25 protein-coding genes are annotated in these 26,528 nt (G+C 72.1%); 10 read left to right on the forward strand and 15 right to left on the reverse strand.

All coding sequences use genetic code 11. From position 1 onward, the window contains the following. Window position 1 precedes the first annotated feature (1 nt). Window positions 2-289: a hypothetical protein gene (locus ACGGAQ_RS03560; RefSeq protein WP_393044234.1), complete on the forward strand. Its 288-nt coding sequence runs from the start codon at window positions 2-4 to the stop codon at window positions 287-289. Window positions 290-470: 181 nt separating this feature from the next. Beyond that, on the forward strand, window positions 471-1,721 hold the full coding sequence (locus tag ACGGAQ_RS03565; protein ID WP_393044236.1) for a GAF domain-containing protein: 1,251 nt from the start codon (window positions 471-473) through the stop codon (window positions 1,719-1,721). Between the two features lie 44 nt (window positions 1,722-1,765). Here ACGGAQ_RS03565 and murQ read toward each other — a convergent pair whose 3' ends face one another. Beyond that, complete coding sequence (gene murQ / locus ACGGAQ_RS03570) at window positions 1,766-2,659, reverse strand: N-acetylmuramic acid 6-phosphate etherase (protein WP_393044238.1); 894 nt, start codon at window positions 2,657-2,659, stop codon at window positions 1,766-1,768. A gap of 187 nt (window positions 2,660-2,846) precedes the next feature. On the opposite strand from murQ, the gene ACGGAQ_RS03575 reads away from it, so the two are divergent. The 3 genes from ACGGAQ_RS03575 to ACGGAQ_RS03585 are packed head-to-tail and all read left to right on the forward strand — an operon-like array spanning window position 2,847 to window position 8,489. Then, the gene (locus ACGGAQ_RS03575) at window positions 2,847-4,412 is read left to right on the forward strand and encodes a sodium:solute symporter (RefSeq protein WP_393044240.1); all 1,566 of its coding nucleotides are present in this window, start codon (window positions 2,847-2,849) and stop codon (window positions 4,410-4,412) included. 11 nt (window positions 4,413-4,423) lie between these two features. After that, window positions 4,424-5,596: an anhydro-N-acetylmuramic acid kinase gene (locus ACGGAQ_RS03580; protein WP_393044242.1), complete on the forward strand. Its 1,173-nt coding sequence runs from the start codon at window positions 4,424-4,426 to the stop codon at window positions 5,594-5,596. Between the two features lie 25 nt (window positions 5,597-5,621). Continuing rightward, complete coding sequence (locus ACGGAQ_RS03585; protein WP_393044244.1) at window positions 5,622-8,489, forward strand: FAD-binding and (Fe-S)-binding domain-containing protein; 2,868 nt, start codon at window positions 5,622-5,624, stop codon at window positions 8,487-8,489. 4 nt (window positions 8,490-8,493) lie between these two features. Here ACGGAQ_RS03585 and ACGGAQ_RS03590 read toward each other — a convergent pair whose 3' ends face one another. The 3 genes from ACGGAQ_RS03590 to ACGGAQ_RS03600 form a co-directional block, all read right to left on the reverse strand. Next, window positions 8,494-9,099: a DUF305 domain-containing protein gene (locus ACGGAQ_RS03590; protein WP_393044246.1), complete on the reverse strand. Its 606-nt coding sequence runs from the start codon at window positions 9,097-9,099 to the stop codon at window positions 8,494-8,496. Beyond that, window positions 9,096-10,934: a sigma-70 family RNA polymerase sigma factor gene (locus tag ACGGAQ_RS03595; protein WP_393044248.1), complete on the reverse strand. Its 1,839-nt coding sequence runs from the start codon at window positions 10,932-10,934 to the stop codon at window positions 9,096-9,098. The genes ACGGAQ_RS03590 and ACGGAQ_RS03595 overlap by 4 nt, the downstream gene beginning before the upstream one ends. Window positions 10,935-11,015: 81 nt before the next feature. Then, window positions 11,016-11,198 carry a hypothetical protein gene (locus ACGGAQ_RS03600; RefSeq protein WP_393045647.1) on the reverse strand — a complete coding sequence of 61 codons (183 nt, stop codon included), beginning with the start codon at window positions 11,196-11,198 and terminating at the stop codon, window positions 11,016-11,018. A 317-nt stretch (window positions 11,199-11,515) separates the two neighbouring features. Here ACGGAQ_RS03600 and ACGGAQ_RS03605 point away from each other — a divergent pair, with 317 nt between their 5' ends. After that, the gene (locus ACGGAQ_RS03605) at window positions 11,516-12,316 is read left to right on the forward strand and encodes an SDR family NAD(P)-dependent oxidoreductase (RefSeq protein WP_393044250.1); all 801 of its coding nucleotides are present in this window, start codon (window positions 11,516-11,518) and stop codon (window positions 12,314-12,316) included. A gap of 8 nt (window positions 12,317-12,324) precedes the next feature. On the opposite strand, the gene ACGGAQ_RS03610 is transcribed toward ACGGAQ_RS03605, so the two are convergent. Together ACGGAQ_RS03610 and ACGGAQ_RS03615 are read right to left on the reverse strand one after the other, a co-directional pair. Further along, a complete protein-coding gene (locus tag ACGGAQ_RS03610) occupies window positions 12,325-13,392 on the reverse strand; it encodes a DUF2855 family protein (RefSeq protein ID WP_393044252.1) in 1,068 nt (355 codons plus the stop codon). 66 nt (window positions 13,393-13,458) lie between these two features. Further along, a complete protein-coding gene (locus tag ACGGAQ_RS03615; protein ID WP_393044254.1) occupies window positions 13,459-14,673 on the reverse strand; it encodes a PP2C family protein-serine/threonine phosphatase in 1,215 nt (404 codons plus the stop codon). 284 nt (window positions 14,674-14,957) lie between these two features. Between ACGGAQ_RS03615 and ACGGAQ_RS03620 the strand changes: the two genes are divergently transcribed. Then, window positions 14,958-15,758 (forward strand): RNA polymerase sigma factor SigF, encoded by an 801-nt coding sequence (locus ACGGAQ_RS03620; RefSeq protein WP_393044256.1) that lies wholly within the window; start codon window positions 14,958-14,960, stop codon window positions 15,756-15,758. Between the two features lie 37 nt (window positions 15,759-15,795). On the opposite strand, the gene ACGGAQ_RS03625 is transcribed toward ACGGAQ_RS03620, so the two are convergent. The 5 genes from ACGGAQ_RS03625 to ACGGAQ_RS03645 form a co-directional block, all read right to left on the reverse strand. Next, window positions 15,796-17,286 carry a glycoside hydrolase family 130 protein gene (locus ACGGAQ_RS03625; protein ID WP_393044258.1) on the reverse strand — a complete coding sequence of 497 codons (1,491 nt, stop codon included), beginning with the start codon at window positions 17,284-17,286 and terminating at the stop codon, window positions 15,796-15,798. Beyond that, a complete protein-coding gene (locus ACGGAQ_RS03630; protein ID WP_393044260.1) occupies window positions 17,283-18,287 on the reverse strand; it encodes a glycosyltransferase in 1,005 nt (334 codons plus the stop codon). The genes ACGGAQ_RS03625 and ACGGAQ_RS03630 overlap by 4 nt, the downstream gene beginning before the upstream one ends. 44 nt (window positions 18,288-18,331) lie before the next feature. Further along, the gene (locus ACGGAQ_RS03635; protein WP_393044262.1) at window positions 18,332-19,468 is read right to left on the reverse strand and encodes a glycosyltransferase; all 1,137 of its coding nucleotides are present in this window, start codon (window positions 19,466-19,468) and stop codon (window positions 18,332-18,334) included. A 131-nt stretch (window positions 19,469-19,599) separates the two neighbouring features. Beyond that, entirely contained in the window at window positions 19,600-20,655 is a 1,056-nt protein-coding gene (locus ACGGAQ_RS03640) for a glycosyltransferase family 4 protein (protein WP_393044264.1), read from the reverse strand. After that, window positions 20,652-20,825: a hypothetical protein gene (locus tag ACGGAQ_RS03645; protein ID WP_393044266.1), complete on the reverse strand. Its 174-nt coding sequence runs from the start codon at window positions 20,823-20,825 to the stop codon at window positions 20,652-20,654. Before ACGGAQ_RS03645 ends, ACGGAQ_RS03640 begins: the two co-directional genes overlap by 4 nt. Window positions 20,826-21,438: 613 nt before the next feature. On the opposite strand from ACGGAQ_RS03645, the gene ACGGAQ_RS03650 reads away from it, so the two are divergent. The 3 genes from ACGGAQ_RS03650 (at window position 21,439) to ACGGAQ_RS03660 (ending at window position 23,579) form a co-directional block, all read left to right on the forward strand. Continuing rightward, the gene (locus ACGGAQ_RS03650; RefSeq protein WP_393044268.1) at window positions 21,439-21,777 is read left to right on the forward strand and encodes a lipopolysaccharide assembly LapA domain-containing protein; all 339 of its coding nucleotides are present in this window, start codon (window positions 21,439-21,441) and stop codon (window positions 21,775-21,777) included. A 3-nt stretch (window positions 21,778-21,780) separates the two neighbouring features. Continuing rightward, entirely contained in the window at window positions 21,781-22,323 is a 543-nt protein-coding gene (locus tag ACGGAQ_RS03655) for a DUF5994 family protein (protein WP_393044270.1), read from the forward strand. Window positions 22,324-22,403: 80 nt separating this feature from the next. Further along, the gene (locus ACGGAQ_RS03660; protein WP_393044272.1) at window positions 22,404-23,579 is read left to right on the forward strand and encodes a low temperature requirement protein A; all 1,176 of its coding nucleotides are present in this window, start codon (window positions 22,404-22,406) and stop codon (window positions 23,577-23,579) included. A gap of 7 nt (window positions 23,580-23,586) precedes the next feature. Here the strand turns inward: ACGGAQ_RS03660 and ACGGAQ_RS03665 are convergent, their stop codons facing one another. The 4 genes from ACGGAQ_RS03665 to ACGGAQ_RS03680 all read right to left on the reverse strand — a co-directional run bounded on the left by ACGGAQ_RS03665 (window position 23,587) and on the right by ACGGAQ_RS03680 (window position 26,437). Beyond that, window positions 23,587-24,618: a medium chain dehydrogenase/reductase family protein gene (locus ACGGAQ_RS03665; protein ID WP_393044274.1), complete on the reverse strand. Its 1,032-nt coding sequence runs from the start codon at window positions 24,616-24,618 to the stop codon at window positions 23,587-23,589. Between the two features lie 95 nt (window positions 24,619-24,713). After that, window positions 24,714-25,256: a TetR/AcrR family transcriptional regulator gene (locus ACGGAQ_RS03670; protein WP_393044276.1), complete on the reverse strand. Its 543-nt coding sequence runs from the start codon at window positions 25,254-25,256 to the stop codon at window positions 24,714-24,716. 46 nt (window positions 25,257-25,302) lie between these two features. Next, window positions 25,303-25,632 carry a nuclear transport factor 2 family protein gene (locus ACGGAQ_RS03675; RefSeq protein ID WP_393044278.1) on the reverse strand — a complete coding sequence of 110 codons (330 nt, stop codon included), beginning with the start codon at window positions 25,630-25,632 and terminating at the stop codon, window positions 25,303-25,305. Between the two features lie 25 nt (window positions 25,633-25,657). After that, on the reverse strand, window positions 25,658-26,437 hold the full coding sequence (locus ACGGAQ_RS03680) for an SDR family oxidoreductase (protein ID WP_393044280.1): 780 nt from the start codon (window positions 26,435-26,437) through the stop codon (window positions 25,658-25,660). Window positions 26,438-26,528 lie beyond the last annotated feature (91 nt).

Genomic DNA, 26,528 nt, shown 5'->3' on the forward strand with positions numbered 1-26,528 from the left:
GGTGAACCAGGAGGCAGGCATGACCGAGCAGGCGCTGACCCGCGTGGCGCTGTACACGTTCGCGCAGCACACCAACCGGCGGGTGGCCGAGTTCCGTTGGCAGCCGGGCCAGGCGGTGTCGCTGACCATCCTCGACCCCGAGTGGGGTGCGCTCGCACAGGACTTCTACGACAACGGCGTGCCGGTCGGCGCGGAGCGGGTGCCGCCGGAGGCCGGTCCGGACTTCATGCGCGCCCTGCTGCAACGCTTCCGGATGAGCTACTACAAGTTCGTGGACGAGAGCGGCTGAGCCGCCACGCACGGGTAGGACAGCCGCTGCCTGGGCATCGCTACGCTGTACGGCGGCCTCGCGGTCTCCCCCGTACTCTGGCGACGGTCAGCGGGCGGCCGACCATGAGCCATCCGACGAAGCCATACAGGAGAGGGGCGACCACTGCATGACTGCGGTATCGGGCCAGCTGTCAAGTGCGGTGAGTGCCGGGGAGACGGCCGAGGAGGATCTGCGCGCGCTGTTCGGGCAGTCCATCGCCGTTTTCGCGTCGCTCGTGGGGCCCACGCATGTCGTGGAGACGGCGAACCCGGCGTTCTTCGCCACCATCGGTGAGGAACGGGCGCGCACCGGGGTCCCGGTCGCCGAGCTGATGCCCGAGTTGGCCGGTCAGGGTTTCGTCGCTCTGCTGGACGAGGTCTACCGCACGGGTGAGCCCTACACCGGTCGGGACGCCCGGGTCGTGCTGGGGACCGGCCCGCACGCGCGGGAGGCGTTCTTCGACTTCACGTACGAGCCACGCCGCGACGCCAGCGGCACGGTGACCGGGATCCGCGTGATCGGTGTGGAGACCACGCAGGTCAAGCACGCCCAGCGGTTGATGGCCGAACACCGCGCCATGCTGGAGCAGATCGCCCGCCAGGCGCCCCTGGCCGAGGTGCTCGACGGGATGGCGCGCTGCATCGAGAACCTGGCGCCGGAGCAGGTGCTCGTGTCCGTGCTGCTCGCCGATCCGGACGGCCGGCACCTGCGCCACGGTGCCGCACCGAGCCTGCCCGAGTTCTACAACCAGGCCATCGACGGGATCGCCACCGGCGAGGGCGTCGGCTCGTGCGGCACGGCCGCGCACCGGCGGGAACCAGTCATCGTCACCGACATCGCCACCGACCCGTTCTGGGACGACTTCCGCGACCTGGCCGAGCGGGCCGGGCTCGCCGCCTGCTGGTCGATGCCGATCCTGGCCCGCGACGGCAGCCTGTTGGGTACCTTCGCCATGTACCACCGCATCCCGCGCGTCCCGCAGGACGCCGATCTCGCCCTGGCCCGGGTCTTCGCCGACACCGCGGCCCTGGCCATCGAACGCCACCACGTCGAGCAGGCGAAGACGGCCGCCGAGGCACGCGCCAAGGCCGCGCATGAGGAGCTGGCCAAGGCGGTACGCGCCGAGCGGCAGTTGCGCGCCGAGGCCGAGCAGCGCGCCACCGCGGCCGCGGAACTCGCCGACCGGATGCGCGCCGCCGCGGCCGCACAGGCCGCCCGACCGCATCCCGAGCACTGCCAGCTCGGCGGCGACCAGGGGTGCACCGCACCAGCGAAGATCAAGATCGCCGATTCGTGGGGTGATGCGGCGTGGGGCTGTGAGGCCCACGTCGAGGAGGCCATCCTCAACGTACGGTCGGTGTTCATCGCGAGCGAGGAGCTCGGCGGCCTGGCCGCCTACCTCAACCGCTGATCACCCCCGGCCCAGCAGCGACGACGGGCGGGTGCGCCCTGCGGTCAGGCCGCGACGGCCGCCCGGACGTCGTCGTCGGCGGCGCGCAGCCGTGCCGCGGCCTCCTCGACGGTGCAGTGGGCGAGCAGCAGCACGATGGCCGTCTTGGCGTGCCCGTGCGCCGCCGCGAGCGCCCGCGCGGCCGTGTCGAGATCGGTGTCGGCGGCCTCGGCGACGATCCGGCGTGCCCGGTCGACGAGCTTGGCGTTGGTGGCGTTCATGTCCACCATGAGGTTGCCGTAGACCTTGCCGAGCCGGGCCATCGTGGCGGTCGAGAGCATGTTGCAGACGAGTTTCTCGGCGGTGCCGGCCTTGAGCCGGGTGGAGCCGGTGAGCACCTCGGGGCCGGTGGGCACCTCGATGGCGACGTCGGCGTGCCGGCTGACCACCGCGTCGGTGTTGCAGGCCACGGAGACGGTCGCCGCGCCACGCGCGCGGGCATGATCCAACCCGCCGACCACGTACGGGGTACGGCCGCTGGCGGCGAGCCCGACCACCGTGTCGCGGGAAGTCAGGCCGACCGCGTCGAGGTCGGCGACGGCGCGGGTCGGGTCGTCCTCGGCACCCTCGACGGCGACGCCGAAGGCTCGTGCCCCGCCGGCGAGCAGACCGATGACCCGGTCGGGCGTCGTACCGAAGGTGGGTGGGATCTCGACGGCGTCGAGCATGCCGATCCGGCCGCTGGTGCCCGCGCCGAGGTAGATCAGCCGTCCGCCCTGGCGTAGCGACGCCACGATGACGTCGACGGCGGCGGCGATGTCCGGCACGGCCCGACGGACGGCGTCCGCGACCGAGCGGTCCTCGTCGTTCATCGCGAGAAGCAACTCGGTGGGAGACATCCGGTCGAGGTCGCTGGTCTTGTCGTTGCGGGTCTCGGTGCCGAGGGTGCTGAGGTCCATCCGGTGTTCGTTCCTCTCGCTGATATTCAGCCGCCGAGGCCACCGGGCGCGTCCTGCTGGGCCAACGCGCCCTCTATCAGCAGGCTGAAACCACAGCGTAACCAGCCCGGACGGGCGCTGGCAAAAAGTTTCGCGTTAGTGTGGGCCAACGTCACTTATTGACAGCCCGCTGGGTGGGGAGTGAACCGTGCGCCAACTCGACCTTGTCGTGATCGTGCTGTACCTCGTGGTGATCGCCTTCGTCGGACTGCGCCTGTCCGGCAAGCAGAAGTCCGCCAAGGACTACTTCGTGGGCGAGGGCCGACTGCCGTGGTGGACCGTCTCGTTCTCCGTGGTCGCCACCGAGACCAGCGTCCTGACCGTGATCAGCGTGCCCGGTGGCGCCTACAGCGGTCAGGGGTTCGGCAACGTCGAGCTGGCCCTGGGCTACGTCATCGGTCGCGTCGTCGTGGCCACGGTGCTCATCCCGCTCTACAAACGGGGTGGGTTCGTCAGCGCCTACCAGTACCTCGGTGAGCGGTTTGGCCTGAAACTTCAGGGTCTGGCGTCGGTCACGTTCGTCTTCACCCGCCTGCTCGCCGAGGGTGTCCGCCTGTTCGCCTCGGCCATCCCCATCAAGCTGCTCCTCGACGAGTTCGGCCTGCACGTCGGCTACCAGGCCATCATCGTGGTCCTCACGCTCATCACGGTCGTCTACACCTACCTCGGCGGCATCAAGGCGGTCATCTGGACCGACGCCATCCAGATGGGGCTGTACCTGGGCGGGGCGATCCTGGCCATCGCGGTGCTCAGCCACGCCGTCGGCTTCGACGGCTACTCGCAGGCGCTGGACGCCGGCAAGTTCCAGCTCTTCGACACCAACTTCACCCTCGCGCACGTGCTCACCAGCCCGTTCGCCCTGCCGACCGCGATCATCGGTGGTGCGATCTTCGCGATGGCCAGCCACGGGTCGGACCAGCTGATCGTCCAGCGCATCCTGTCCACCCGCACGCTGCGCGACGGGCAGAAGGCGATGATCTCCTCGGGCGTCTTCGTGGTCATCCAGTTCGCCGCGTTCTCCCTGGTCGGCGCGCTGCTGTGGTCGTACAACAAGGGTCAGACGTTCAAGGAACTCGGCCTGGCCAGCAGCGACAACCTCTACCCGAGTTTCATCCTGCACGCCCTGCCGGTCGGCATCTCGGGTCTGCTGGTGGCCGGCATCCTCGGCGCCGCGATGGGTTCGCTGTCCTCGGCGCTGAACTCGATGTCGAACTCCACAGTCGCCGACTTCATCCACAGCTTCTCCCGCAAGGTCCCGTCCGACGACGCGATGCTCCGGCTCGCCCGGGTGATGACCCTGGTCTGGGCGGTGTTGATGGCGGTCTTCGCCTGCGCGTTCAGCTCCAGCACCGGAAACGTCTACCTGACCGGTCTGACCATCGCGGGCTACACCTACGGGGCACTGCTCGGGGCCTTCCTGCTCGGCCGTCTGGTCAAGCGGGCCAACCAGGTCGACGCGTTCATCGCCTTCCTCGTCACCGTGGCGGTGATGACCTACATCGTCCGCTTCGTCAAGATCGATGTGACGACGGCGGGTACCACCACCGCGACCGCCATCGCCGCGCAGTGGCTGGTGCCGATCGGCGTCCTGATCACCCTGGTCGTCGGCGCGGTGTCGAGCCGGTTCCACCCGGCCCCGGAGACGCCGTACGACCATGGACGACGCGACGAGGTCGACGACGACGCCGCGACGGCACCCGCCGGCCGGGCGTGAAGGAGGACGCGATGCGCGTGATCGGCCTGATGTCCGGAACCTCCTACGACGGCATCGAAGCCGCCGCAGCCGAGTTCGACCTGAGCGGCGACACCCTGCGGATGCGACCGCTGGGCCGGCTCAGCCACCCGTACCCCGACCAGTTGCGCGCCCGGATCGCCGCGGCCCTGCCACCCGCGACCACCACCACCGAGGCGATCTGTGTGCTGGACACCGGCATCGGCCAGACCTTCGCCGAGGCGGGCGTGCGGGCGGTCGCGGAACTGTGCGGCGGCCGCGCCGACCTGGTCGTCTCGCACGGCCAGACCATGCACCACTGGGTCGAGGCGGGAACGGTCCACGGCACCCTCCAGCTCGGTCAGCCGGCCTGGATCGCGGAGGCCACCGGCCTTGCGGTCGTGGCTGACCTGCGCAGCCGCGACGTCGCCGCCGGTGGCCAGGGCGCTCCCCTGGTCGCCCTGTTCGACGCGCTGCTGCTGCGCGGCCTGCCCGGCATCCCCGCCGCGCTGAACCTGGGTGGCATCGCCAACATCACCGTCGTCGCGCCGGACGCGGATCCCCTCGCGTTCGACACCGGGCCCGCCAACGCGCTGCTCGACGCCGTCGTACGCCATTTCACCGGCGGCGCCGAGGAGTACGACCGGGACGGGCGCGGCGCGGCGGCCGGGCAGGTGAACCCGGTCCTGCTGCGGCGGCTGCTCGACGAGCCGTACTACCGGCAGCCCGGCCCGAAGAGCACCGGCAAGGAGCTGTTCCACCTGCCGTACCTGCTCGCCGCCCTCGCCGACGCCCCCACGCCGGAGCCGAACGACGTGCTGGCCACGCTCACCCGGCTGACGGCGGTCACGGTGGCCGACGCCTGCCGCGAGCACGGCGTCACCCGCCTCGTCGTCTCCGGCGGCGGCGCGCACAACCCGACCCTGATGGGCATGCTCGTCGACGAGCTGCCCGACGCCGACCTGACGTCGAGCGACGAGGTGGGTGTCGCCTCGGACGCCAAGGAGGCGCTGGCCTTCGCGCTGCTGGGCTACCTGACCGTGCACGGGCTGCCGGGCACCCTGCCCTCGGGCACCGGCGCACGGCATGCCTCGGTGCTCGGCAGCATCACCCCCGGCCGCCAACCGCTGCGGCTGCCGGCACCGGTCGACACGGCACCCGAGCGGATGCTGATCATCGCCGACTGACCACCCTTCCCGGGAGGATCCGCCCATGAGCACAGTCGTTCCCGCGCCGAGCGCCGCCGGCGCCCGCGCCCGCGAGGTCGCCGAGTTGCTGCGCTCGCGCCTCGACGATCCGACCCGGGCCAGCGCCGAGCTGCCCCGGAGGCTGGCGGCGGCGCACGACGCCTCGCCGTACCTGTTCGAGCCGCAGGCCGTGGTCCGCGCGGCCTCGGCGGCCGAGGTGGGCGCGCTGATGGTCGGCGCCCGGGAGGCCGGCGTGCCGCTGACCCTGCGCGGTGGCGGCACCAGCCTCGCCGGGCAGGCCGGCGGCGCGGGCGTGCTTGTCGACGTGCGCACCGACTGGCGGCACGCCGAGGTCCTCGACGACGGCCGCCGCATCCGGCTCCAGCCGGGCCTGACGATCCGGCAGGCCAACGCCCGGCTGGCCCGCTACGGCCGCCGGCTCGGACCGGACCCGGCCAGCGAGTCCGCCTGCACGGTGGGCGGCATGGTGGCCAACAACTCCAGCGGGATGACCTGCGGCACCACCGACAACGCGTACCGCACCATGGAGTCGCTGCGCTTCGTCCTCCCGTCCGGCACCGTCGTCGACTCCGCCGCGCGCGACGCCGACGACCGGCTGCGCGCCGCCGAGCCCGAGCTGCACGCCGGGCTGCTGCGCCTGCGCGACCGGGTGCGCGCGACGCCGGGGTCGCGGGCCACCATCGAGCGGCTGTTCGCCATGAAGAACACCATGGGGTACGGACTGAACTCGCTGCTCGACCACGACAGCCCGGTCGAGATGCTGGCCCACCTGATGATCGGCAGCGAGGGCACGCTCGGCTTCGTGGCCGAGGCCGTCTTCCGGACCGTCGAGATCCACCGACACGCCGCCACCGGCCTGCTGATCCTGCCCGGTCTCAGCGCCGCCACCGACGCGCTGCCCGCCCTGCTCGCCGCCGGCGCGCGTACCGCCGAACTGCTCGACGCCGCCGCGCTGCGGGTCAGCCAGCGTGACCCGGACGCGAGCCCGGCCCTGCGCGGGCTGACTGTCGTCGGGCACGCCGCGCTGCTGGTGGAGTTCGCCGAGGACACCGCCGAGCGGCTGGCCGCGACGCTTGCCGACGCCCAGCCCGTGCTCGACCGGCTGCCCGCCGTCACCGGCACCGAGCTGACCCACGACCCGCGCGAGCGGGCCAGGCTCTGGCACCTGCGCAAGGGCCTCTACACGGCGGTCGCCGGCGCCCGCCCGCCCGGCACCACGGCCCTGCTGGAGGACGTCGCCGTGCCGATGCCGCGCCTGACCGGCACCTGCGACGGGCTGATCCGCCTGTTCGAGCGGCACGGCTACCCCGACGCGGTGATCTTCGGACACGCCCGCGACGGCAACCTGCACTTCATGCTGACCCAGTCCTTCGACACACCGGCCGAGATCGACCGCTACGCACGGTTCACCGACGACATGGTCGACCTCGTGCTGGCCGAGGGGGGAACGCTCAAGGCCGAGCACGGCACCGGTCGCGCCATGGCGCCCTTCGTCCGACGCCAGTACGGCGACGAGCTGTACGACGTGATGCGCGAGCTGAAGCGATTGTGCGACCCGAGCGGCCTGCTCAACCCCGGCGTGCTGCTCAACGACGACCCGACGGTGCACCTGCGGCAGCTCAAGGCCGTCCCGACCGTCGATGCGGAGCTGGATGCCTGCGTGGAGTGTGGCTACTGCGAGCCGGTCTGCCCCACCGCCGACGTCACCACCACCCCGCGGCAGCGCATCGTCCTGCAACGGCAGATCGCCCTCGCCACGGCCGCCGGGGACGAGGAACGCCGCCGGGAGCTGACCGCCGACTACGAGTACGCCGCGGTGGACAGCTGCGCCGCCGACAGCCTCTGCGTCACCGCCTGCCCGGTCGGCATCGACACCGGCGCGGCGATGAAGCGACTGCGCGCCGAGCGGCACAGCCCACTCGCCCAGCGCACCGCCCGTGGTGTCGCCCGGCACTGGAAGGGCGCCGTGGCCGGCGTCCGGGTCGGGCTGAACGCCGCACACGCCGTGCCGACACCGCTGACCCGCGCCGCCACCGGGATGATCCGTGCACTCGGCGCCACCGAACTCGTACCACAGTGGAGCGCCGACATGCCGCGCGCCGGCGGGCCCCGCCCCGAGCCACGCAGCGCGCCGGACGCACGAGCGGTGTTCTTCGCGGCGTGCATCGGCAGCGTCTTCGCGCCCCAGGACGGCCCGTCCGGCGGCTCGGCGGCGGCGTTCCTGCGCCTGTGCGAGCTGGCGCAGGTGCCGGTCGTCGTGCCGGCCGAGACGGCGGGCCTGTGCTGCGGGACGCCCTGGCAGTCCAAGGGCTACCCCGCCGGCCACCGCGAGATGGCCGAGCGGACCCTGGCCGCGCTGTGGACGGCCAGCGACCAGGGCCGGCTGCCCATCGTGTGCGACGCGTCGTCCTGCACCCACGGGCTGACCCAGCTGACGGCCGCGCTGGCTGAAGAGGATCGGGCACGGTACGCCGCTCTGCGCTTCGTCGACAGCGTCACCTTCACCGCCGAACACCTCCTGCCGGCGCTGCCCGAACCCCGGCGTCTGGGCTCGCTGGCCCTGCACCCCACGTGCTCCACCGTGCACCTCGGCGGCATCGACGACCTGCACACCGTGGCCCGGGCGGTCGCGGACACCGTAACCGTGCCGGACAGCTGGGGATGCTGCGCCTTCGCCGGAGACCGAGGGCTGCTGCATCCCGAGGTCACCAGCGGCGCCACCGCCGCCCAGGCCGCCGAGGTCAACCAACGCGACCACGACGCGTACGCCTCCTGCAACCGCACCTGCGAGATGGGCATGAGCCGGGCCACCGGGCAGCCGTACCGGCACGTGCTCCAGGTGCTCGTCGAGGCGATCGAGCCGCCGGCCTAGCCCGTCACCGCTGCTCAGCCCTCTGCCGTCCCAGAGCGCTCAGTTCGGCAGCCCGCGCCTCCTGGATCCGGCCGGCGAGGGTCTTCACCTCCGGGCTGCCTCCGGCGGTCTGCTCGCCCCGGCACAGCACGACGGTCTGCGTGAGGTGCGCCCGGATCAGACCGACGGCCCGGGACCGCACCTCGTCATCGGGAGTGGCGCGCAGCTCGGCGAGAGCGGCCTGGGTGACCATGCCGGGCATCTGATGCCCCGCATGGATGTTCTGTTCCGGAATGTTGCCGGCGGCCAGCAGCCTGCGCAGTTCCACCGACTCGGCCCGGTGCGCCGCCCGGATGTCGCCGAGGACGGCACGCAGCGCAGGGTCGGCGGCCGACGGACGATCGTCGAGGGCGTCGATCACCGCGAGTGCACCCTCGTTCATCGGCAGCAGCAGCTGGATGAAGGCGTCATCGGTGCCGTTGAGCAGTACTGGCGGAGTCGGCGCGGGAGCGGCTGACGCGGGCGCGGCGGTCCGGTCGGTACGGCCCGCATCCCGGGTCAGACCGACGGCCAGCGCCGTCGCGGCCAGCGTCGCGACGACGCCGACGATCCGCCCGGCCCGCCCGTTCAACGCGCGGCCTGGAACGCGCGGCCGATCACTGTCGCCGTGGTGCCGTCGCTGAACAACCCGGACCGATCCTTGTCGGTGGCGGGGAGGCCGAACCAGGCGTATCGCTGCACGTAGGAGAGTTGGCCGAGCATGTCGGCCGCCGCGGTGAGGAAGGCCGCCTGCTGCTCCTGGCTCGGAAACTGTTGACGCCCGCCGTCGTAGCGGATCAGAGCGAACTCGGTCAGCCAGATCGGCTTCCGGTACCGCTGGTGGACGGCCTGCAGGTACTGCCGAAGCTGGTTCACCGCCGCCGCGGTCGTGAAGTCGGCGCCGTACCAGTGCAGGGTGATGAAGTCCACCCGGTGACCCCGGGCCTCGGCGCCGGTCATGAACCGATCCAGCCAACCCTGCGGGTCCGAGCCGCCCCAGGCGACCGCCGGGCTGCCCAGCCTGCTGCCCGTCGCCATCAGTTGCGGCCACAGGTCCAGGGCCTGCTCGACGGTCATGTTCGCCTGTTCGGGCAGGTCCGGCTCGTTGAAGGTGAGCAGGTACGGCCCGGCGGCCCGGGCCCGGGCCAGCTCCGCGGCGGTGACGTTCTCCGCGCTGCGGATCAAGGGCACGAATGTCGCGCCGCGCGGAGTGCTGATCCCCGGGTGCTGGGTGCCCCAGGTGTAGTACCAGCCGGCCTTCGAGCTGGCCAACGCCTGGCTCGCTCCGGCGAAGTTCCACACCCCGACGCCCTTACGCGGGGAGCTGACCGCCGCCGGTGCGACCGGGGCCTTCGACGTGGGGCGCGCGCTCGGTGACGGCGCGCTGCTCGGGGAGGCGGGCGCGGAGGCGACGGTGGTGGGCGCCGCGGGCCGCGGGACGGCCCAGGAAGGCCCGGCGGCCGGATCGTCCGGCAGCACCACCACCACCATGGTGATCGCGAGGACCGCGGCAACCACTCCGGCGGCCAGGTAGGGAACCACAGCACGGGGAGCGTGCGCCGCAAGCTCGGCGACGCCCGGTGGATGCGGTCCGACGGCCGGCGCGGCGGCGGCCGGGGGCACGGTCGCGCCCGGTACGTGGGCGCTGAGGCCGGCCGGCAGTGGCAGCATCGGCATCCCGGCGAGCAGCCTGTCGATCGGCAGGAGCGTGGTGCCCAGGTGTCCGCAGAACGCGCAGTCACGGATGTGTCGCGCCAGCCGCTTGCGCCACAGCGGGCTGGGAGTGCCGTCCCACTCGGCCGCCACCGCGTTCAGGTCCGGGCAGCCAGGGCGGGCACGCAGGGCGCGGACGACGCCCCGGGCGCTCTGGATCTGCTCCTTCATCCGGTGGATGCGCACCGCGACGTGTCCCGGCGACAGACTCGCGGCCTCGGCGATCTCGGCACGCGTCAGCTCGCCGGTCTCCTCCAGCCACCAGAGCGAGAGCAGTTCCTGGTCGTCCGGGTCGAGCCAGCGGGTCGCTTCGGCGACCTCACGTCGTTGGTCGGTGAGGCCGAGCCGGAGGATCGTCATCCCGGCGAAGTCGGAGGCGGGGTCGGGCACGTTGTGGATCGCGTCGAGCCCGGCGTTCCGGTTGAGGGCGATGCGGCGACGCTGGTCCCAGTCGCGCACCTGGCGGATGGTGATCGCCACGAGCCAGGACCGGTACGCCGCCGGATCGTTGAGCGCGGGCAGGTGCCGGATCACCCGTACCAACGTTTCCTGGACCACGTCGTCGACGTCGGCGTGGCCGCGGAGCGCACGCCCGACGATGTTGTAGACCAGCGGAAGCGAGGCCGCCACGACGTCGTCGAGAGCGCGCCGGTCGCCCTGTCGAGCCGCGACGACCAGCCCGGGATCGGGTGCTGCCCGACCGGCTGACGACATGGATCCCACTCCTTGTGCGCTCGGTCCGGTCAGCGCGCGTGCGCGCTGACCGCCTCGTGATCGGAGACGAGCGGCGGCGGGTCAGATTACGGTTTTCTCCTCCGGTCGGCCGGGCCGGTCGGCCGGCACGCCGGCCTCGGCCTCGGCCGCGAAGGGGGTACGCAGGCGGGTCATGGACGCGGCGCTGACGTCCGCGGCCGGACTGCGCTCGTCGTCGACGACCCTGCCTCCCTCGATGGTGAAGGGGTTGCGGGCGGAGGTCATATCGGGCACGAGGTGCTCCAAAAGATGTGCACGGCAGCGCTCGACTCAGTCATCGGCAGCTTCGAAGCCGTGGGAGGCGGAGGGGCGGGCCCGGCGATGGGCGATCGGTGCCCGCACCCACAGCCTAGCGGCAGGGGACGACCGGCGGGTGCTGGACCAACGCCACCGGCGGATGACCAGCGGTTTCCGCCCCAGCCGAGGCGGGGCCGTGATCTGTTCGACTCACCCTGCCGGGTCGAGCCGGCACGGCTACGGTCGAGATTGCGGGAGCCGTCCCCCGACCAGGGTTCGGTGTGGTGCGAACGGACAGGACAGCCATGACGGTTCAGATCGATCTCGCCGGCAGGACCGCGCTGGTGACGGGCTCGACCCAGGGAATCGGCGCCGCCATCACGGTCGGGCTCGCCCGCGCGGGGGCCCGGGTGGCCGTGAACGGCCGTACCGCCGCCTCGGTCGAGCGCGCGGCCACGGCGCTGCGCGGCGAGGTCCCCGGCGCCGAGGTCGTCGAGGTGGACGCCGACGTGTCGACCGACGACGGTACGGCCCGCGCGCTCGACCTCCTGCCCACCGTCGACATCCTGGTCAACAATCTCGGCATCTTCGGCCCCACTCCGGCGCTGGAGATCTCGGACGACGAGTGGCGTCGCTACTTCGAGGTGAACGTGCTGGCCGGCGTCCGGCTGACCCGCGCCTACCTGCCCGGGATGATGGAACGCGGTTGGGGCCGCGTGCAGTACATCGCCAGTGACTCGGCGGTCGCCATCCCCGCCGAGATGATCCACTATGGGGTCTCGAAGACGGCTCTGCTCGGCGTCTCGCGCGGGTTCGCGAAGGCCGCCGCCGGCACCGGCGTGACCGTCAACTCGGTGCTGGCCGGGCCGACCCACACCGGGGGCGTGGAGGACTTCGTGGCCGAACTCGTCGGCGACAGCCTGCCGTGGGACGAGGCGCAGCGGGAGTTCATGCGGCTGCACCGGCCACAGTCGCTGCTTCAGCGGCTCATCGAGCCCGAGGAGATCGCCAACATGGTCACCTACCTCGCCTCTCCGCTCGCCTCCGCGACGACGGGCGCGGCGGTCCGGGTCGACGGCGGCTACGTGGACGCGATCGTCCCGTAACGGCCGGCTCAGAGCTGGACGACGTGGCCGACCCGAGGCGGCGTACGACCGGCGAGGACGTCGAGCCACGCGTGTCGCAGGGCCTCGGGACCGTTGCCGACCCGCACGTCGAGCCACCCGCTCGCCGCCGGGACGAACCGCTGCCAGGCGTCGGTGAACCGCCTGTCGAGCCCGTCGCGACCCCAGTCCCGGCTGCGCTTGCGCATCTGCACCGGCGCGAAGAAGACCTCCCCGGCGGCGTCCGCGTTGGGCGTCTGGTTGGTGAGCCCGACCGCGATGTCCCGCACGAGCCGGTCGCCTAGGTGAGCGCGCAGCGCGGCCCGGGTCGCTGGCGCTCCGGACAGGTCGAGGTAGACGGTGGCGACCGCGTCGAGGGCGTCGATGTCGTCGTACGCGACGACGTCGTCATAGCAGCCGAGTGACCGCGTGAACGCGACGTTGCCGGGCGAGGTGAGCCCGACCAGTCGCGGGCCGCGACCGTACAGTTCGGACGCGGCAGCGTACGCGGTCTTGCTCGACGCCGACGACAGCACGATCGACCGCGCGCCGTAGAAGTCGTTGTCGACCACCTGGTCGGCCAACATGAACGAGGTGAAGAACAGCGGCCGGAAGAGGATCAGCAGGTCCTCCTGCCCGGCCTGGTAGACCGGATCGCCGGTGGTCGACCGGTACGCGTTGTACGGCGAGGGCAGCTCGGCCCGGTGCGGGCTCGCGTCGCGGAACCCGGACGCGTCCACCCGGTCCGGCCGGACGACCAGGTGGCCGGCGGGCGGGAGGTAACCGTAGACCCGTTGGCCGACCTCGACCCCGGCAACCGTCGAGGCGAGCACGTCGGCGAAGCCCCACAGCGGCGGAAGCCCCCACTGCGGCCCGAGCCCGCGGGGGCCGGGCGGAAAGAACTCCCAGTAGCGCATCGCGTCGCCGAGCACCGCGTAGGTCACGTTGTTGGCGGTGAGGCCGACGCGGTCGACGCGCAGCAGCGCCGCGCCGTCGGGCAACGCGGGCGCCTCGGCGTCGGCGAACGTGGTCTCGCGCAGGTCGGCACGGGCCACGGCGAAGGTCCACGAGTCAGCCATGGTGTGACGCTAGACAGCCCCGAACTTGGAGACAAGTGCACTGGGAGTGCAAAATCCCACTCGTCATCAGGGCTGGGGCGCGGTGACGTGCCGCAGGTGCCCCAACGGCAGGTGCGGAGGCTGCCACTCCAGGAACAGGGCCGTGGCGTCGTCGTCGAGCTTCTCGTCCTGGTACGCGAGGACGGCGCGCACCAGGCGGCGCATCGTCTCCGGGCTGGGCAGCCCGTCGTTGAGGGCACGGTTGACGAAGTCGACGAGCCGGTCCAGACCGAACCGCTCCCCGTCCGCGGCCTTCGCGTCGGTGATGCCGTCGGTGTAGGCGAGGATGCGGTCGCCGGGGTGCAGCTCCTCCTCGTACACCTGGGGCCGCGCCTGCGACAGGTGGCCCAGGCCGAGCGGCAGCGCGGTCGGCCCCGGCAGCTCCCGGATGGCCTTGCCGTCGCGCAGCAGCATGGCGCCGGGGTGCCCCGCGTTGATGATCCGGAGCCGACCCGTGCGCCGGTCCAGTTCGGCGAGCAGCGCCGTCGCGAAGTAACTGGGGTGCTCGGAGCGCACCCACCGGTCGATGCTGATCGCCGTGTCGACGAGGTCGAGGCCGGACCGGCGGGCGTTGCGGTACGCGCTGACCACCAGCGAGGCCAGGGTGCTCGCCTTGATGCCGTGCCCGCAGGTGTCGAAGAGCCCGAGGCTGAGCACGTCGCCGTTCAGCGCGTAGTCGAAGATGTCGCCGCCGACGTCGTAGCACGGTTCGAGGATCGCGGTGATCACCAGGTCGTCGGTCGCGAACGTCAGCGGCGGCAGCAGCCCCCACACGATCTCGGCGGCGACCTGCATCGGCAGGCGTCGCCGCATCCGTTCGACGACATCGCCGTAGAGCCGGCGGTTCACCAGGACCTGGGCGACGTTTACCGCCAACTCCCAGGCCGGCCCGTCCAGCGCCGTGTCGGCGGCGGCCGGCGACACGACCTCCAGCACACCCAGCCGCTCGCAGCCGAGCAGCAGGGGCACCCAGAGCCGGTCCGGGTTGTCGGCGGCACGCTGCACGTCGAGGGTGGTGAACGCCCGACCGGCCAGGGTCGTCTCGATCGTCAGCTCGTCCCGGGCGAGGCCGGCGCCCAGCAGGGGCACGAGACAGTACTGGTTGTAGTCGGCCAGATAGATCACGATCTCGGTGGCACCGATTGCCGGCGCGGCCCGGGTGACCAGAAGCGACAGCTCGTCCGGCCCGCCCCGGGGTGCGTTGAGCTGCAACCAACGCACCGCGTCGCCGGCGTCGACCAAGCTCCACCTCCCGTGTCCTGACCACCGTAGAAGCCCGGCGGCGAACTGCCAACGTGCGAACGCCGCAGGAGACGAGCGACTCCCCGAATCGCCTCAGGGCAATACCTTCAGCTGCCCAATCTCATACTTTCGGCTAGTCATTGCTCGCACTTTCAGGTAACGTGCACACCACACCTGAAACGACATGACGCGGCGGCGAGGCCCGTGGTTGTGGTCCTGTCGACAGCGCATCGGATTCTCTCCGGTCGTCCTGGTCGACGGGCAGACACGGAGAGGACCAGCCCATGCTCACGACTGTCGAACCCGCGGTCGGCACCGCTGCCAGCCGACGGAACGCCGCCGGCACGGACGAACTGATCGTCGAGCTGGCCACCACTGCGGCCGACGACCCGCGCCGACCGGCCCTGCGGGACCGCGCCATCGAGGCGTGGATGCCGCTCGCCCGTCATCTGGCCCGCCGCTACTCGGGACGCGGCGCCCCCGACGAGGATCTGATGCAGACCGCAATGGTCGGGCTCATCAAGGCCGTCGACCACTTCGACGCCACCCGTGGCGTCGACTTCAGCGGGTACGCCATCCCGACCATCGTCGGCGAGATCAAGCGATACTTCCGGGATCGCACCTGGTCGGTGCGGGTGCCGCGCCGCCTTCAGGAACTCCGGCTCTCGATCAGCGCCGCCAACAGCACGCTGACGCACACCCTGGGCCGCTCGCCGACGGTCGCCGACATCGCGAGCTACCTCGACGTTTCCGAGGAGACCGTGCTGGAAGGGCTGGAGGGAGCCCGGGCGTACCGGGCGACCTCACTGTCCACACCCACCGGCATCGACGGAAGCATGGAACTCGGCGACACCCTCGGGGAGCAGGACCACGAGTTCGACCTCGTCGACCTCCGCGTCGCCCTCGGCCCGGCGCTCGCCACGCTGCCCGAACGCGAACGCCGGATCCTCAGCCTGCGGTTCCACGGCAACCTGACCCAGGCCCAGATCGCCGAGCAGATCGGCGTCTCCCAGATGCACGTCTCCCGGCTGATCACCCGATCGTTGGCCACGCTACGCGGGCACCTCTCCGAGGGCTTCGCCTGATCCAACCGACCGCCGCGGCGCGTCCGCCCGTCGGCGTTCAGTCCCTCCCACCGTGCTCGGGCGGGGCGTGCGCCATCGCGGCGAGCACTGCCGTCACCGGCACGGTGGCGAAGCCGACCCGGGCGTCGCTGGCACCGTACGGCAGCCACAGCTCGCCGTCGTGGATGAGCCCGCCGCAGGAGTAGACGACGTTCGGCACGTAGCCGTCCCGCTCGGACTGTTCCGGGGCCAGGAGCACGCCGGGAAGATGTGCGATCACCCGATCCGGTCGGCGCAGGTCGAGCAGGAGCGCGCCGATCGCGTACCGGCGCATCGGGCCGACACCGTGGGTGAGCACGAGCCAGCCCGCCTCGGTCTCGATCGGAGAGCCGCAGTTGCCGACCTGGATCAGCTCCCAGCTGTCCCGGGGCCCGTGCAGCGGGTCCGGGTGCTGCCAGCGGTTGTCGGCGTCCAGGACGGTCAGACCGATGGTCTCACCGTCGGCGCGGCACAGCGCCAGGTGCCGGCCGCCGACGGTACGGGGGAACAGCGCGATCCCCTTGTTACGGGCTCCCGGCCCCCGCATCGGGGTCATCTCGAAGTGGCGCAGATCGGGGCTGACAAGTGCCCGGGCGGCGATGCTCCGGCCGTCGTAGGCGGTGTAGGTGGCCCGGTACACCGGCGGCGACCCATCGGTGAACAGGACGAACCGGGCGTCCTCCATGCCGTTGCTCTCCGCCGGGGTGGCCGGCCAGAGCACGCGTTCGTGCAGTGCCGTCCCGGCGGGAAAGGCGGTGGCGTAGCTGCTGGCGTTGGTGCGCCGCAGGTGTTCCAGCGTGTCCAGCCCGGTGCTGCGGGAGAGCAGGTCCGGCGGCAGATCACCGAGGACCCGCTCGAAGGTCGCCTCGTCGTACCGGTCGGGCAGCGCGTCCAGCACCGTGGCGGTGATCTCGTTGTCGCAGTCCTTCTCGGCCAGACCCGCCACGAGCAGGTCCCGGCGGTGCCGCACTCCCGTGCGCTGTCCGACCACCAGCGGGCCGGACCGGTCGGTGACGGTGAGCTCGCGCCCCGGTCCGAGAACCGCGCTGGCGAATCCGACTGACGACAGGTGACCCTCGCCGATCTGGCGGAGGCTGACCGCCACCCGCAGCTGCCCGGCGCTCAACCCGCTCTGGTCGGGGTGGGCCACCATCGACGGGTTGCACAGGGCGGCGGCCTCGACCGCGTACTCGTGGCTGAAGTAGGCGCCGACCAGGAGTCGGCTGGTGGGCGAGAGGTCCCCGGTTCGGGCGGCGCGGTGCCGCACGAGGTCGTAGTGATGCTGGAACGTCGCGGCGAGGTCGCGGTGCCGGGCACCGAACCGTTCGAGGGTGTCCCGCAGCAGGCGGGCGGTCTCCTCGTCGTCGAGGTGCGCGACACGCTCGATGAGCGCCCGCGCGCGGGTGCGTACCACGGCCGCGTCCTCGCCCGGGACGAAGAGCTTGATGACGACCCGGCGGGGATCGGGGGTGAGGGTGACGTCCTGCCGGACGGCCAGGACGTCGGTCACGACCACCGCCGGGCGTGCTGGAGGGTGGAGATGAGCGCGAGTGTGGATTCGGCGCCCTGGTTGAGGTTGGGACCGTGGGCGGTCAGCCCGTCGTAGCCGCCACCGGTGCCCGGATCCCACATCGGCGTGCCGAGGTCGTTGTCACCGAGAAACCAACCGATCGCCTGCCGGAGCCCGTCATCCCAGGCCGGGTCACCGGTGACCGTGGCGGCCGTGGCGTAGGCGTCCGCGAGGGCGGCGACCTCGATCGGCTGCTGGTCGTGGTGGAACCGTACGGCGCCACGTCGCCACCCGGCGGCGGGTACGACGGACAGTCGCCCGTCGCGCAGTTGGACGTCCCGCAACCAGGCCAGCATCCGCAGACCCTCGTCGAGGGGTGGGCCACCGTGGCGCAGCTGACTGGCGACGATGACGACCTCGGCGAGGGCCGCGTTCGCGTAGGTCAACCGCTGCTGCGGCCAGGGCCACCGCGAGTCGGGGTCCGGTGCGCCGACGGCGCTGGCCGCGTCCGCAAGCAACGCCGCGGCGGCCACGTGGCCCGGGTGGCGACGCAGCACCTCGGCCGCACCGAGCCCGGCGAACGCCATCGCGTGCGGCGCGGGGGATCGCCGCGCCGCACCGCGGCTGAAGGCGACCAGCGCCTCCTCCCGTACCCAGGCGGCGGGACTGCGGGCGACGGCCGTGCCCAGCCCCCACAGCGCTCGGCCCCACCAGTCGCCGAGCCCGGGCTCGTCGGTCCAGCGCCTGTCGTGCCCGAGCCGGTTGCGAAAGGCGCCGGTGGCGTCCTGCGCATGGGTCAGGAAGGCGAGGTACCGCTCCGCGAGTCGCAGCAACTCCTCGGTCGGCTCCGGCTCGCGACACAGGACGACCAGGCCACGGGCCACGTCGTCGGTGCAGTAGCCGTGCTCGCGGCGGACGATGGCGTGCCGGGCGTGCTCGAACAGGCCGGTGTCGTCGCTCATCCGGACCAGGTGCGCGAAGCTCGGCGCGGGCGCGGTCATCCACCGCCTGCTGGAGGTTGCCCGGGAGCGGCCGGCGGTCGCGGTCATACCGACGCCACGCTCACCGCGGGCGGGCGGACGTCGGTGAGCCGTTCGGCGAGGGTGCCGTAGCGGGAGGCCACCGCCGGCCAGCGCAGATCCGCGGCCAGCGGCCGCACTCGGCCGGCCAGCCGGGCCGCGAGGCCCGGCTCGGTCAGGATCCGCCGGACCGCGAGGGCCAGCGCCGCCGGGTTCTGATGGGGTACGACCAGACCGGGCCCGCCGGTGAGCAGCTCGACGGCGTGCGGGAACGCCGTGGCCACAACGGGCACTCCGGCGGCCACCGCCTCGATGAGCACGCCGGAGGTGACCTGTTCGCGGGAGTCGTACGGCAGCACGACGACGTCGGCGGAGCGGATCAGGCGGCCGAGGGCCTGCTGGTCGTGGTAGACGTCCTGGTAGTCCACGGCGTGGGCGATCCCCAGTTGGGCGCCGAGCCGGTGCAGCCCCGCCCGGTACGTCTCGCCGTGGTGCTCGATCACCTTCGGGTGGGTCCGGCCCGCGACCGTGTAGGTGGGGGTCGGTTCCAGGTCCTGCAACCGGGCGAGGGCGCGCAGTGACCACTCGATGCCCTTGCCGGGGCCGATCAGTCCCCAGGTGAGCAGGTGCGGACGGGTACGCCTGTCGACGGGCACGCTGGCGAGTTCGGCGGCGCCGTGAGGGATGACTGTCACCTTCTCCACCGGCACGTCGTAGCCGATGAGCAGCCGGTCGCGGGCGGTGTCGGTCATCGTGACGACCGCCCCGGCGGTGGCGACGATCTGTTCCAGCAGGGACTTCTGCCGGACGGAGGGCTCGCGCAGCACGGTGTGCAGGACCACGATGCTCGGCACGGTGAGCCGGCGCAGCAACGGCAGGACGTCCTCGCCGTCGGTGCCCGGGTAGATGCCGTACTCGTGCTGGACGATGGCCACGTCGAAGGTGTTCAGGACGGCTGCGGCGTCCCGCCACCCGGCCGGGGTCCGCGCCGACCAGGTGTGCACCACGCCGGGCCCGGGCCGCTGGTCGTCGCCGTGGTCGGTGACCCGCACGATGCCACCGCGCGTGCCGTCCGCGGTGAGCTCGGCGGCAAGGGCGGAGTTGAAGGTGGCCAGTCCACACCGCGTCGGCGGGTGGGTGCTGAGGAATCCGTAGCTGGGCATGAACGTCGGGCCTTCCGGTTGTCGGCCGCCACGGAGGTACGGGGGCAGCCTCACGCGGTGACGGCGCACGCCGGTCAGCGTGTGTGACCGGCGGAACGTGTTCGGGAGGGGGTGATCAGCTACGGGTGGGATCAGACAAGTGTCGCCCGGTCGGGAACGACAGGTCGCTCCACCGGTGCGGCGCCGCGGCGGATGAGGCGCTCGTAGACGGCGAGGTAGTCGGTGACCATCCGGTCCGCGCCGAAGCGTTGCCGGGCCCGTTCCCGGCAGGCGGCCCGGTCGAGGCCGGCGACCTGGGTCACCGCGTCGACGGCCTGCTCGACGGTGTGGACGAGGCGACCCGTCACCCCTTCGTCGACGACCTCCGGCATGGAGCCCCGCGCGTACGCGATGACCGGCGTGCCGCAGACCATCGACTCCACCACCGACAGGCCGAACGGCTCGTCGAACGCGATCGGGTGCAGCAGGGCGGTGCTGGAGCCCAACACCTCCGCGCGTCGTCGGGGGCCGACCGAGCCGAGGAAGACGACCCGGTCGCCGTCGATGTGCGGGGCCACCTGCTCGGCGAAGTACCGCTCGTCCTGCACGATGCCGCAGATGGTCAGCGTCCGGCCGGCGCGGCGGGCGACCTCGATGGCGGTGTGGGTGCCCTTGTCGGGATGGATCCGACCGAACGCGGCCAGGCCGGGGCCGGCGTACCGGGTGAACGGCAGACCGGTGAGGTCGACGCCGTGGTGGACCGTGGCGACGTAGTCGAGCTCCGGGGCCCGGTCGGCGTCCGAGATCGACACGTACGACGATGCCGCTCGGGCGTAGGCGGGCAGGATCCCCGCCCCGGAGAAGCCGTGCACGGTGGTGAGCAGTGGGGCGTGGCAGTGTTCCGCGAACGCCAGCGGCAGCCAGTCGAGGTGGCTGTGCACCAGGTCGAACTCCGCCGATCGGGCGAACGCGTGGGAGACGTGCATCGCCTCCCACACCCGGCCGTCCAGATCCGGGTCGTCCGCGTATCCCCGTGGGGCGATGCCGTCGAGGCGGGCGGAGGTGGCCGAGTCCAGCGTCGCGAAGAGCGTCACGTCCACGCCTCGGCCGGCCAGTCCCTCGGCGAGCAGGCCGGTCACCTGTTCCCAGGGACCGTAGTGGTGCGGGGGTGTGCGCCAGGCGATCGGCCCGAGCAGCGCAACCCTCACACCGCTGGCGCGTCGGCGAGGTCGGCGGGGTCGAGGTTCAGGGTGGCGAGCAGCCCGGAGTGCTTGGTCGGGTCGACCCGCTCCGGCAGCTCACGCTCGACCCAGTCGGCCCGGGCCTGCTGACCCCGATCGCGCAGCGCGCTGACGATCCTGTGCTTGGCGATCCTCATCTGGTGCTCCCCTGGTTGAGCCGTCCGAATCGTGCCTGGACGGCGGTGTGCGAGCGCGGGTGGGATGCCATCCGCTGCCGTCATCGGGGACCGAATGTGCGGTGACCGGTGAATCCGACTGTCGGGCCGATGGTCGAGGACGACCAGGACGATCAGCACGCCGCAGCGGTTGGGATGACGATCGGTAATGCCCTGACGGGCTGGTGGCGGCGACATCCGGCGGCCACCGGGGGCCCCGGACGACATGCCCAGCGTACGCCCCGGCCCGTGCGGCTGCACGCGCACCGGCCGCGCCACCCGGCGGAGGTCGCCTCCGCGGCGGTCCCTGCCGCGGCGGCGTACGCTCGGAGTACTCGCCGCCGCACACCCATTCGACCCGGTCGCCGACTTCCCGTGGCACCGATGGCCGGCCCCTCCCCCGCACCGGCTCGCCGGGCCGCGACGGCTTGTCGACGGCCCGCCCTCAGCCCGCCACGCTGGCAGTCAGCCGCGCCGGGCACCCATCGGAAGGCGGCGGATCGTCATGACCGCACCCCCGAACAGCCACATCCAACCCTCCACCATCAACGGTCACGAGGGTCCCGCCGATTCTCGCCCGGCTCCTGTGCCGCCGGTGGTGAAGCGATCGCGAATCGGGGATCTCTGGATCGTCGCCGTGGTGTTCGCGGTCATGCTCCTGCTGCTCCTGATCTTCGTACTTCAGAACGGGCAGCAGGCCGAGGTGTCCTTCTTCGGGACGCACGCGGCCCTGCCCACCGGCGTGGCGCTGCTGCTGGCGGCGGTGATCGGCGTCCTTCTCGTCGCCCTTCCCGGCACTGCCCGGATCCTCCAGCTACGGATGCGCAGCCGCCGTTCCTCGACGCCCCCGCCCGGATGGCCCTCGTCCGGTTCGATCCCCCTGTCGAGGACCGGCGTCGCCCCGGTTCCGCCGGCGCCCCGCCAGGACGGCTGAGTCATGACGGCCACCGCGCGAAGGCCCGCCACGATCTCCGTCCCGACCCCGACCGCCCCTCGGCTCATCCTCGCCACCGTTCGGGGGCGGACGGTGCTCGACGGCGCCTGGTGGCCACGGTCGTGGGACGCGGCCGCCGAACTTCCCGGGCTTGTCGGCGCACTGGTCGAGCGGCATGGCCGGATCCGGCATCTCATGCTCAACATCCGCGCCTGGGACAGCCGGATCCATCGGTTGACCGTCGGACCGCACGTGGTCCGCATCGGCTGGTTCGACACCCTCGACCCTGCCGTGCTGGTCGCCACGACGGGCAGGGACGACCAGGTCGACCTGCTCGTGGTGCCACCCGCCACCGAACCGGAGGCAGCCGCGCGGGCGATGACCGCCGCCGCGGATCCGGCCAACCGCAGGCGAGCACCGGACATCCTGGCCACCGCCCCGCGTCCGGGCCCGTCGGCGGCGACCGCCGATCGGTACGCGGTCTGGGACAACGAGGGCGGTAGCAGCGCTCCCCGCCGAGACCGCGTTGATCCAGCCGCTCGATAGGGGCTGACCTGCCGCTTCGCGGGAATAGACGCTGCTGCCTCACTAGCATCAAGGTCCCGAAGCAACCAGACGGGCACCTGATGACTACCGACCGAGCGGTGGGACTGACCCGCAGGGACGAGGGGCCCCAGCGGGCGACCCTGCTGGAACTGTTCCTCGATCTGGTCTTCGTCGCCGCGCTCGCCCTGACCTCCCGCACCCTGGCGCAGCGTCTGGACTGGATCGGGGTCGTGCAGAGCACGTTGGTGCTGATGGCGGTCTGGTGGGTCTGGTCCGCCACCGCGCTGGCAACCGAGCTCTGCCACGCGCGGCGACCACCGGTCTTCCTCACGACGCTCTGGGTCATGCTCGGGACCATCCTGCTGGCCGGCTCACTGCCCGGCGCCTTTGCCGAGCACGGCCTGCTCTTCGCGGGCGCGTACGTGGCCATCCAGGTGGGACGTGGGGTCTTTCTCGTCGCCGCGCTGCACGGTCGCGCTGCACCCGCCAACCGGCTGATCTTCTGGTTCGTCGTGTCCGCCGTGCCCTGGCTGGCCGGCGGTCTCGTGGCGGGCCCGGCGCGGGGCCTGCTGTGGGCCGGCGCTCTCGCCGTCGACTACGGGGCAGCCTGGTTCCGATACCCGACGCCGCGACTCGGCCGGCTGCCCATGCTCCAGTACGCCGTGGCAGCCGACCATCTGGCGGAGCGCTATCAGCAGTTCTTCACTCTCGCCCTCGGCGATCTCGTCCTCGTCACCACGCTGACCTACGCCGACAGCGGTGTGACGACCACCCGTACGGTGGCGCTCGTCGTGGCCTTCGCCGCCACCGTGCTGCTGTGGCAGATCTACGTCCACCGCGCCGGGGCCCTGCTCCAGGCCGCCATCGAGTCCTCCCGGGACCCCGGCGGATTCGTGCGGTCGGCGCCCAACACCCATCTGCTGATGGTGGCCGGAGTGGTGCCGACGGCGGCCGGCTTCGAAATCGTCATCGCCCACCCCACCGCGTCCACCACACCCTGGCTGGCCGGCGTCCTCCTCGGCGGACCCGCGCTGTTCCTGGCCGGTCGCGCCCGATTCGAGTACGAGGTGTTCAGCCGGGTGTCACCGTCCCGGTCGGTCGCGCTGCTCGTGCTGGTGGTCGCGGGGCCCGCCCTGGTGCGTACGCCCGCGCTGGTGCCCGGTCTCGTCGCCACCCTCGTCCTGGCGGGAGTCGCTGTCGCGGACGGCCTCCGCGCCCGTGGCCACCCGCCCGAGGCACCCGCGCCGTCGACGTGATGGCCGGTCAGGGCTCCAGCACGACCTTGCCCGGGCGACTGCGGGCCTCGGCGAAGACCAGCGCGGCGGAGACCTCGGTGAGCGGGTAACGGGCGGCGATCTGGGGCACGATCACGCCCTGGCGCAGCAGGTCGAGCACGATGCCGAGGTCGGTACGCAGCCGACGCCGGAACGCCGCGGCGCGGATGCGGCGGCCGGACCAGAAGTTGTAGAACCCGACCCGGTGACCGTTCGGCAGGGCGTTCCAGGTGTAGAGGCGCGCCAGCAGCTTCACGAAGACCCAGACGATCGAGCGTGCGGAGCCCAGGGCGGAGGCGTTGCCGTAGACGACCAGCTTGCCGCCGGGGGCGAGCAGCCGGTACGACGTGCGTACGCCCGGGCCGGCGACCGGGTCGAAGAAGGCGTCGACGCCGCCGGGAGACAGCGCGCGGACCCGCGCGGCCAGGTCGGGGTCGCGGTAGTCCAGCGGTTCGACGCCGAGTTCCCGCAGCGCCGCGTGGTGTCGCGGGGCGGCGGTGCCGATGACCCGCAGCCCGAGGTGGCGTCCGAGTTGGACGAGCACGGTCCCGACGCCGCCGTTCGCGCCGTGCACGAGGATCGTCTGCCCGGCCCGCAGGCGGGCGCCGTGCAGCATCTGCCAGGCGGTCACCCCGTTGACGACGACGGTCTCGGCCGCAGCCGGGTCCAGGCCCGGCGGGACCGGGGTGAGGTCGTCGACGCCCACCACCGCGTGCGTGGTCCAGGCGCCGGTCTTGGTGACCGCCGCGACCCGGGTGCCGACCAGCGAGCCGTCGCCGCCCGGTCCCACCGCCCGGACGGTGCCGACCAGGTCGTAGCCGGGTACGAACGGGAAGGCCGGCTGGCCGGGGTAGAGGTCACGGCGCATGCTCTGCTCGGCGTACGAGATGCCGGTGGCCTCGACCTCGACGAGCGCCTGCCCCGCGGCGGGAAGGGGCATGGCACGTCGGTTGACCTGGAGCCCGTCCGGCTCCACCACGCCGGGCAGTACCACTTCGGTGATCATGCGCTCGGTTGTCATCACGTTCTCCTCCTGTTTGTAAGTGTGCACTCACACACATGCTTGCCGGAAAAAGTGGGCCGCCCGGAAGCGGCCCGGTGGTACGGACGTCGGGATCAGGGGTGGCGGATGCCTGCGGTCAGCGCACGAGCCCACGGCTCGGGCACCTGCTCCAGGCCGGCGGTCACGATCAGGTGGCAGAGCTGGCCGTACGCGAAGAACTGCTGGACCTGCGCGTCGCTGGCGCCGGACCGACTCCCCACGAAGGTGGCGACCCGCCGGTAGCCGGCCCGCACCGCCTCGGCGATCTCCGGGACGTCCGTGACGGCCTGCGCCTGCACCTGGAACAGCAGGAGATCACGGTCGGCGATCAGCTCAGCGTAGGCGTCGCCCATCGCCTCCAGAATCTCCTCCGGCCCGGCGTCTCCGGCACGCTCCGCCCCGACCTCCAGCGCCATGACGATCCGCTCGAAGCACGCCCCGGCGGCCGCCACGAACAACCCGAGCTTTCCGGCGAAGAGCCGGAAGACGTACGCCTCGGAGATGCCGGCGGCGGCCGCCACGGCGGTGACCGGGGTGGCGTGGAAGCCGGTGCGCGCGAAGGCCGACACGGCGGCGTTCAGAACGGTGGCCCGGCGGGCCTCAGCGGTGGATCGCATGTTTGTAAGTGTGCACTCACAAACAGAGCGATGTCAAACCCTACCGTCAGGGCGCGATGCGCAGTGCCCGGATGGCCTTGTCGTCGTAGTCGCTGAAGCGGTACCGAAGGCCCGCGAACGGACTGCCCGGAAAGTCACCGGTGATCGTGGCGGTGACGACCGTGCCGGCCGGAGTGTCCTCGACGTCGGTGATCTCGTACGACACCAGCGGCACCTCGCGACGCCACCGTCGAATGGCCTCGATGCCGTGGTAGCTGGTCGACTCGTCCTCGACGACCGCGTCGTCGGCGAACAGCGCGAAGTAGTCCTCCGAGTCCGGCCGACCGGCGAGTTCGAAGTAGCGGCGGATGATGTCGGGGGCCTCGCCCTCGGTCATTGTCGTTGTCCTTCCGAGGATCGGATCAGACGGTCGGGATGGTGCCGCCGTCGATGACGTGCTCCGCGCCGACGATCGCCGAGGCGCGGTCGGAGACCAGGAAGGCCACCAGGTCGGCGACCTCCTCCGGGCGGGCCGGACGACCCAGCGGGATCCCACCCAGGGAGTCCATCAACTGGGCGAGGGCGGCGTCGCGGTCGACCCCACCGCCGCTGGCGAGACGGTCGATCAGCGCGTCGGCGGCCGTGGTCTGGATGAAGCCGGGCGCGACGCTGTTGACCCGTACGCCGTGGGGTGCGACCTCGTTGGCCAACCCCTTGCTGTACGCGGTGAGCGCCGCCTTGGCCGCCGCGTACCCCAGGGTGGCCTCGTACAACGGCTTGCGGCGCTGGATCGAGGAGACGTGCACGATCGCGCCGGAACGCTTCTCGATCATGGCTGGGACGAGACGCCGGTCGAGGCGTACCGCGCCGAGGAGGTTGAGGTTCAACTCCTGCATCCAGGCCTCCTCGTTGAGCGCCGCGAAGCCGCCGGCCGGGGCGTGTGAGCCACCGACCACGTGGACGACGATGTCGGCGCCGCCCGCAGCGAGCAGACGGTCGGCAACCACCTCGGCACCGTCGACGCTGGACGTGTCGGCGGCGACGAAGCGGTCGGGAAACTCGTACCCCTCGGGAGCGCTGCGCGCGCTGACCCAGACGTCCGCGCCGAGTTCGCGCAGCCGGGCGGCTATCGCCGCGCCGGCGCCCTTCGTTCCACCCGTCACCAGGGCTTGGCGACCGCGCAACGAGTCCCGCTCGGACATCTCCCCACCTCCATCACGACAGCCTGAAGCGGACGCCGGACCGGCGTCGTATAGTTACTTCGAAAACAGCACCTACTGACTTCGACCTTAG

It is taken from the genome of Micromonospora sp. NPDC047557, assembly GCF_043205095.1.
Lineage (GTDB): Bacteria > Actinomycetota > Actinomycetes > Mycobacteriales > Micromonosporaceae > Micromonospora.